This window comes from Streptomyces sp. NPDC086554 (assembly GCF_040686095.1).
Taxonomy (GTDB): domain Bacteria; phylum Actinomycetota; class Actinomycetes; order Streptomycetales; family Streptomycetaceae; genus Streptomyces.
The window spans coordinates 1-6827 of sequence record NZ_JBFBJK010000057.1 but is presented as its reverse complement, the minus strand read 5'-3'; the positions used below and the strand labels follow the sequence as shown (position 1 = coordinate 6827).

The window sequence follows — 6827 nt, the reverse complement described above, 5'->3', positions numbered from 1 at the left end:
CGTGTCAAGGACGCCACCGGCGCGGCCGTACCCGAGAACGATCTCTTCGCCGGACTCCGCTGACCCGACCGCCCGCCCCCGGACCCCGGCCCGGGGCCCGTCCTCCTCGTCTGCGATGGGAACCCCCGACAGCATCTCTTCCAACTGGCCGACGGGAAGCACTCCGCCACGCAGCAGCGCACCAAAGAACCAGCCCAGATCTCCGGGCGATCCTGTTGTCGAGTCCAGCCAGGAGCCCGTCGGCCACCCAGGTGGCCTGGGGTTCATGCCCCTGCTCGGCCAGCCGATGCACGAAGTCGGAGTTCTCCTGCTGTCCGCCAATTACGGCGCTGACGATCCCGGAGACCTCATCACCCGCGACCAACGAGGAACTCCTGGAGGCGAACGAGGCAGGACCCGCACCACTCCCCGCGTGCATCAACCTGACCGCATGCTCCGGAGGCGGCCTTGAGCTGTACCGGGCGGGCGGTCGTCAGGGCTGGGGACCGCACAGCAGGAGCCAGCGCAGCAGCACGGTCCAGCACCGCTGGCGCTCGGGGGCAGGGATGTCGAGGACGGGCAGCCACTCCCCATTGCCGTCGCCATTGCCGTCGCCGTCGCCGTCGCCATTGCCGTCGCCGTCGGCGGCGCCGGTGGGACGAGGGTCCCGGCCTGTGGCCATAAGTGCTCCTGGTGGTCACTGGTTTCGACGGGAGGCGAACCGCCGAGTGGATCCCGGTTCCCGGCTGAACACCGCCACCCTGCGGCTGTACGGCGGACCCCGCGCGGCCGGAGAGCCCGAATGGAGGCGGCACACCACCACCGAGCGGGTCACCGCGCGGCCGTCGCTGACCGGGACGCCCCCGGGCGGTCAGTCAGGCGGAGCCTCCCGGCGCTCGCCACGCACGTCCGCGACGGCGACGGCGAGTGCAAGGAGCACGAACGCGAGCGCCGTGAGCAGCCCGAGCTGCAGGGCCCGCCCCCAGTCGTCGTGGTTGGCGACGTGGGCGAAGAAGACGGCGCCGACCATCGCGATGCCCGCCGCCGAGCCGATGCGCTGACCGGTCTGCAGGACGCCGCTGGCCGAACCGCCCAGGGACACCGGCACCTTGGACAGCGTGAGCGTGGTGTTCGGCGAGATCACGAGCCCGGAGCCGACCCCGGCCAACAGCAGCGGCACGGCCGCCACCAGGGCCACAGCGCGTCCGGGTACCAACTGCACCACCGCCATCGTGCCCGCCAGTCCGAGCGCGACCCCGACCAGGCCGTACGCCACCAGGCGCCGCCCGTGCCTGACCACGAGCCGCCCACCCGCCGCCGCAGCACCCGCCGACCCGACCGCCACCGGCGTGGCGGCCAGGCCCGCCTGCAGGGCGCTGAGACCGTGCCCGTTCTGCAGAAACAGCGTGTAGACGAAGAACAGCGTCGTGAACCCCGAGAAGTACGCCAGGCCGAGCAGCGCGCCCAGTGAGAAGGACCGCAGCCCGAACAGCCGCAGATCGACCAGCGGTGCGCGGCCCCGCGCCGACTGTCGCGATGCTCGCCGCTCCCACCCCCAGAAGCCCGCGAGCAGCGTCACCCCGGCGGGAATCAGCAGCCACTTGCCCCACCCGGCCCACTGCTGCTCCTGCACCAGGGGCAGCATGATGGCGACGACCCCGGTGCCGAGCAGCACCACACCGACCAGGTCGAAGCCGGTCCGCCCGCGCCCGGCGCGCTCGGTACGGGGCAGCAGCCGCAGGGCCGCCGCGAACGCGGCCACCCCGATCGGCAGGTTCACGAAGAACACCGCGCGCCACCCGTGCTCCGCCCCGAAGCCCCCGATGAGCAGCCCGCCGGCGAGCGGCCCGACCGCCGTCGAGATCCCCACGACGCTGCCGAGCCGCCCGAACGCCCGTGCCCGCAGCGGCCCTTGGAACATCTGCTGGATCAGCCCCGACACCTGCGGCGACACCATGCCCGCGGCGGCACCCTGCAGGAGCCGGAACACGACGAGCCAGGTGGCCCCGGGCGCGAGTCCACACGCCACGGAGGCCAGCGTGAACAGCGCGAGCCCACCCAGAAACACCTCCCGCCGCCCGTACAGATCCCCCAGGCGCCCCGCCGGCACCAGCACGAGCCCGAACGTCAGCGCATAGCCCGACACCACCCACGACAGCTCCGCCTCCGCGGCGCCGAGGCCACGCTCGATGGAGGGCAGCGCCACGTTGACGATCGACGTGTCGAGCAGCGTCATGAACCCGGCGGTCAGCAGGACTCCGAGCGCCCTCCAACTCCTCTGATCTGCGGCTTTGTCCGCGGACGCACGCGCCGTGGGGGTGTCCGTGCTGTCCATGCGCCCACGCTAGGCAGCACGGGTCCGGTCCGGCGGGCCGGAGAGCCCATCTGGAGTACGCCGGTGCGAGCTCCGCCCGACGATGCCTGACGGTGGGGGAGAGCCCCCACAGGCATAGCCACGGATACGACAGCCACATGCGTACGTACGAAGTACGTACGGAGACGGAGACGGAGACGGACACGTGCTCGACGACCTCGCACCCGAAGAACACCGCGAAGAACAACTCGACGAACACCGGCCCCAGGAACCCATCGTCCGTGACTGGCCCGCCCAGAACATCCAGGGCCCCGACTTCGACCCGGTCCTGACCGAGCTGATGCGCGAAGGCCCCCTCACCCGCATCAAGCTGCCGTACGGCGAGGGCTGGGCCTGGCTCGTGACCCGCTACGACGACGTACGCGCCGTGGCGAACGACCCCCGCTTCGTCCGTGACCCTGTCACCGAACGTCAGATCACCCGCCTCGCCCCGCACTTCAAACCCCGGCCCGGCGCGCTCGCCTTCGCCGACCCGCCCGACCACAACCGGCTGCGCCGCGTGGTCGCTCCCGCCTTTACGGCGCGTGGTGTGGCGCGGCTGCGCGCCCGGGCGCAGGAGACCCTCGACGCCTTGGTGGACACCCTCGTACGGGACGGCTCACCGGCGGATCTCACGGCCCGCGTCCTCGAACCGTTCCCCATCGCGGTGCACTGCGAGGTCATGGGCGTACCCGAGGCCGACCGCCCGCGCCTGCACCGTCTGACCCAGGAGATCGTGTTCCCGTCACGCGACGCGACGGTCACGGGCCGAGCGAAGGACGAGCTGTACGGCTGGCTCGCCGACGAGATCCGCGCCCGCCGCACCGACCGACCCGCCCCCTCCCCCTCCCCCTCCCCCACGGCGGAACCCGACCCCGACCTCAACGCCGAACCCGCCGCCGGCGACATCATGTCGCTCCTGGCCGCCGGGGTGGACCGCGGCGATCTGACGGAGGAGGAGGCCATCGGCGTCGCGGGCCCGCTGCAGATCGGCGGCGAGGCCGTCACGAACAACACCGGCCAGATGTTCTTCCTGCTCCTCACCCACCCCCACCTCCTCCACCGCATGCGGACCGACCCCACGATCCGCCCCCGGGCCATCGACGAACTGCTCCGCTACATCCCGCACCGCAATTCGGTCGGCCTCGCCCGCATCGCCACGGAGGACGTGGAGCTGTGCGGCCGACGCATCAGGAAGGGCGACCCGGTCTACGTCTCGTACCTGGCGGCCAACCGCGACCCGGCCGTCTTCCCGGACCCCGAAAGCATCGACTTCGACCGCCCGGACAACCCGCACGTCTCCTTCGGCCACGGCACTCACTACTGCACGGGCGGCCCGCTCGCCCGCCTCCAGATCGACCTTCTCCTCGACACCCTCCTCGACCGCCTCCCCACCCTGCGCCTCGCGACCGCCCCGCACGCGATCCCCTGGCGCCGCAACGCCCTGATCCGCGGTCCCGAGGCGCTGCCGGTCGCGTGGTGAGTGCGACGCCGTACGGTGAGCGAGTGGAGCGGTCAGTCGTCGGACATGGTCTCCAAGCGCGCAAGATCCAGCTCGTCCAGGACTGCGTCCGTCGACCGGCCCGTCAGCATCGCCACCCGCTCCGTTTGCGCGGTTGCCCACCCCGTCAGGCACAGAACGAGCACCCGCAACCCGTCCTGCCCGTACTCCTCCAACACCCTGCCGGTGACGTCCCACGCCTCTGTGGGGACACGTTCCGGCGGCTCAAGCCCCACCACCGTCCGCAGCATGTCGGCAACCACCCTGGATACGTCCGGTGCGAGTGCAGCCAGACGACGATCCTGCTCAGAAGCTGGCCGCCAGGGTGCGGCAGCCGTCGGCGGTGAGGTGAACGCGTTCGTCGTGCAGGATCCGTGGGGTCTCCTCGCGGCCGACGAGCCCGCGTGCTTCCAGGGAGCGGATGGTGCTGATGCTGATCCGAAGATCGTCGCGGCTAAGCAGGACAGAACTGACCTCAACCGCACGGGCCCCTGGAGACCTTGACCGACGTCGCCCGGTGGCGTGGGCACCCGGGCAGCCGCGAACGGCGTACGCGTCTGGCCGTGCCAACCAGCGTAGTGGCGGTTACTGACGGTTACTGACAATGAGGAGGTCTCTTCCCACCGTCACTACAGCGGCCCTGTTGTGCAACGCAGCCCCCGCGGGTGGGGCAACCAGCCTTAGGGTCGCGGCAGTTGATGGGAGGGAGCATCGGATGATCCATGATCTGACGGAGCTCGGCCGCGTCGGTCGTGCGCTGAGCGAGGTGCTGGACCTGCTGAAGAGCGAGCAACAGCGCCTGGAGCAGCAGCATGGGCAGGACCGGTACCGGGAGGGCACCGCGGGCAGTCCGAGGCAGACGCTGCATGGGATCGGCCAACTGTGCAGCGGCGTGGGCGACGTGCTCAAGCACGTGGCCCTGGCCGCCGGGTACATCTCGCTCGGCCTGGACGAGGGCGCCGACAACGAGGTGGAGCTGGCGCGCATGAAGCCGGTGGGCGTTCCCTCCGGTGTGGACCGCATGGTGCGCCCGCTCGGCGAGTCCACTGTGCGGGCGCTGCAGATACTCCGCGATCTCGACGGGTTCTTCGATACGGAGCTCGGGCTCGCGATCGAGGTGGCCCTGGCCGCACCGCAGGCGACGTATCCGCCGGACGACTGGGCTGCCTACCAGCGCCAGCAGCGTGAGCGGCCGGAGTGACCCGACAGTGCTCGGGATAGCCTCAGGTCGTCGGGGTGAGTCCCGAACACTCGGTGCTCAGCCCGGAGTTCCCTTGTACGCCACTGCTCCCGCCGTCGGCCAGAGAGAAAGCAGCCCGTCCATGGTGGGCGGCGTAAGGCGAACTACCCGGCCGTCCCCGGGGCGGCAGGTAGCCGGGTGGTGAACGAGAATGTCCGAGTCGATCGGCATCATGGGGCGCATGAGCCACATCATCACGATGTACATCGCTGACCAGAGCCGCCTCATGTCCTACCTGAGCGGTGACCTCGACGAGCACCAGCAGCGCACCGTTCGCGACTACATACACAAGGACGCCCGGGAGCACCAGGCCAGCCTCGATCGCCAGGGCATCGACCTGGGGCTGAGCATCCCCGACGCGCTCGATCATCTCCTCGCCGGCCGACCCGACGCCGACGGCGATTGCGTCGGCAACGCCTACTACGGCGCGATGCGGCACATCATCGCCAACATCGGTTCCGACCCCATCGAGTTCGGCGTCTACTCCAAGCCCTCCACGTTCTTCGGGCTCCTGGACGACGAGCTGCGGCGGGCCGGTGTCCCTGCCGACCTGCTCCCGCACGGGTTCCTCTACGCCGACCTCCCCGACGAGATCCCCTTCTCCATTCCGTCCCCCCTCGACGGATACCCAGCCTTCGGACGCCTTCCGCTGGCCAAGACAGAAGCCGTCGCCGACGCCTACACCGCCGTCCTCGAGGCCATCGACAGCTCCTTCGTCTACGACACCAAGCTCCTCATCAAGACGATGCAGACCGAGCACGACGAATGGCAGAGCGCTCTGCAGTACGGGCACACCATGGACACGATCTTCTTCTCGATCCAGGGCTGACCAGCTCCCGTTGCCCAGAACCGGTGTGCCTCAGACAGCGGGCCCGGGCGGCCTGGGCGACAGGGCAGTGGGATGATCTCGAGGTGCGGGTGGCCTGCCCGTCCGACCGCACCCCGAGAGGCCCTTCGACCGCCTCAGCGACGCGCTCGCCCCCGGGGCAGGTGACGGTGTATGTGCCGCCGGGGAAGTCCCAGCCGTCGGTGGCCGTTGCGGCCGTCGATGCGCAGCGGTGCGGTGCCGTGGGCGCCGCAGTCGCATTGGTCGGCACCGGTCTTGACGATGCCGCGGATCTCGAACTGGTGGTCTTTGAAGGCCTGCGGGATCGGGTCGGCGGGGATCGTCGCGGCGGCTTCGTAGGCCTGGTGGATGATCTCGCGGTAGCTGCGGCGCACGTTGTACTCGTCGTCGGCGAGCCACTTCATGAGGGTGGCGTGCGTGATGTGCAGGCCACCCTCCTCGAGTGCGGTGTAGCCGCGGTGGGTGTGGGTGAGGTGGATGAGCTGGGCCTGCCAGGTCTTGGCCTTGTAGGACGCCAGGCGTCCCTTGGGCTGTACGCCGAAGTCGGCCAGTCAGGCTGTTGAGTGCCGCATCCTGCGTGGGGCCCTGGCCTCGAGGCTGGGGCATCAGTCCTCACTTCCCTGCATGGTTTCGCTCTTGGCTTTGACCTCGCCGAACCCGGTGCCGACCTTGTACTTGTAGGTGGCGGGTGCGGTGCCGTCAGGGGTCCAGAACACGGCCTCATCGACGTTGCGCAGGGCGATGAGGGTGTGTCCGTCCTGGACGGCGCCCCACGCCTTGACCCAGTGGCGTACGGAGGCTTCGGCGACCATGTGTGGAACGTCTTGATATTCCCCAGGGCTGGGGTCACGTAATTCCCCAGCCCCTCGCGTGATCGGGCTCTATTTGGTCAGGACTTGCCGGGCTT

8 protein-coding genes and 1 pseudogene are annotated in these 6827 nt (G+C 70.1%); 3 read left to right on the top strand and 6 right to left on the bottom strand.

What is annotated here, in order from left to right; all coding sequences use genetic code 11:
* The 3 genes and pseudogenes from AB0O76_RS43765 to AB0O76_RS43755 all read right to left on the bottom strand — a co-directional run.
* Positions 1-267 (bottom strand): annotated as a pseudogene (locus AB0O76_RS43765) (hypothetical protein); the annotation flags it as partial.
* A gap of 205 nt (positions 268-472) precedes the next feature.
* Positions 473-661, bottom strand: coding sequence for a hypothetical protein (locus AB0O76_RS43760; protein ID WP_365503524.1), 189 nt, complete (start codon positions 659-661; stop codon positions 473-475).
* Between the two features lie 189 nt (positions 662-850).
* Positions 851-2314: an MFS transporter gene (locus AB0O76_RS43755; RefSeq protein WP_365503521.1), complete on the bottom strand. Its 1464-nt coding sequence runs from the start codon at positions 2312-2314 to the stop codon at positions 851-853.
* A 253-nt stretch (positions 2315-2567) separates the two neighbouring features.
* Here AB0O76_RS43755 and AB0O76_RS43750 point away from each other — a divergent pair, with 253 nt between their 5' ends.
* Positions 2568-3815, top strand: coding sequence for a cytochrome P450 (locus tag AB0O76_RS43750; protein ID WP_365503526.1), 1248 nt, complete (start codon positions 2568-2570; stop codon positions 3813-3815).
* Between the two features lie 32 nt (positions 3816-3847).
* On the opposite strand, the gene AB0O76_RS43745 is transcribed toward AB0O76_RS43750, so the two are convergent.
* The gene (locus AB0O76_RS43745) at positions 3848-4084 is read right to left on the bottom strand and encodes a hypothetical protein (RefSeq protein WP_365503518.1); all 237 of its coding nucleotides are present in this window, start codon (positions 4082-4084) and stop codon (positions 3848-3850) included.
* A 464-nt stretch (positions 4085-4548) separates the two neighbouring features.
* Between AB0O76_RS43745 and AB0O76_RS43740 the strand changes: the two genes are divergently transcribed.
* Complete coding sequence (locus tag AB0O76_RS43740; protein ID WP_365503515.1) at positions 4549-5034, top strand: hypothetical protein; 486 nt, start codon at positions 4549-4551, stop codon at positions 5032-5034.
* Between the two features lie 220 nt (positions 5035-5254).
* The gene (locus tag AB0O76_RS43735) at positions 5255-5902 is read left to right on the top strand and encodes a hypothetical protein (protein WP_365503512.1); all 648 of its coding nucleotides are present in this window, start codon (positions 5255-5257) and stop codon (positions 5900-5902) included.
* Positions 5903-6036: 134 nt separating this feature from the next.
* Here the strand turns inward: AB0O76_RS43735 and AB0O76_RS43730 are convergent, their stop codons facing one another.
* Positions 6037-6324 (bottom strand): hypothetical protein, encoded by a 288-nt coding sequence (locus AB0O76_RS43730; protein WP_365503509.1) that lies wholly within the window; start codon positions 6322-6324, stop codon positions 6037-6039.
* Between the two features lie 201 nt (positions 6325-6525).
* Positions 6526-6732: a hypothetical protein gene (locus tag AB0O76_RS43725; RefSeq protein WP_365503506.1), complete on the bottom strand. Its 207-nt coding sequence runs from the start codon at positions 6730-6732 to the stop codon at positions 6526-6528.
* Between the last annotated feature and the right edge of the window lie 95 nt (positions 6733-6827).

Bases quoted from the DNA above. Each gene is read 5' to 3' on its own strand.
- AB0O76_RS43760 (WP_365503524.1), bottom strand. From the start codon at position 661: ATGGCCACAGGCCGGGACCCTCGTCCCACCGGCGCCGCCGACGGCGAC.
- AB0O76_RS43755 (WP_365503521.1), bottom strand. From the start codon at position 2,314: ATGGACAGCACGGACACCCCCACGGCGCGTGCGTCCGCGGACAAAGCC.
- AB0O76_RS43745 (WP_365503518.1), bottom strand. From the start codon at position 4,084: ATGCTGCGGACGGTGGTGGGGCTTGAGCCGCCGGAACGTGTCCCCACA.
- AB0O76_RS43740 (WP_365503515.1), top strand. From the start codon at position 4,549: ATGATCCATGATCTGACGGAGCTCGGCCGCGTCGGTCGTGCGCTGAGC.
- AB0O76_RS43735 (WP_365503512.1), top strand. From the start codon at position 5,255: ATGAGCCACATCATCACGATGTACATCGCTGACCAGAGCCGCCTCATG.
- AB0O76_RS43730 (WP_365503509.1), bottom strand. From the start codon at position 6,324: ATGAAGTGGCTCGCCGACGACGAGTACAACGTGCGCCGCAGCTACCGC.
- AB0O76_RS43725 (WP_365503506.1), bottom strand. From the start codon at position 6,732: ATGGTCGCCGAAGCCTCCGTACGCCACTGGGTCAAGGCGTGGGGCGCC.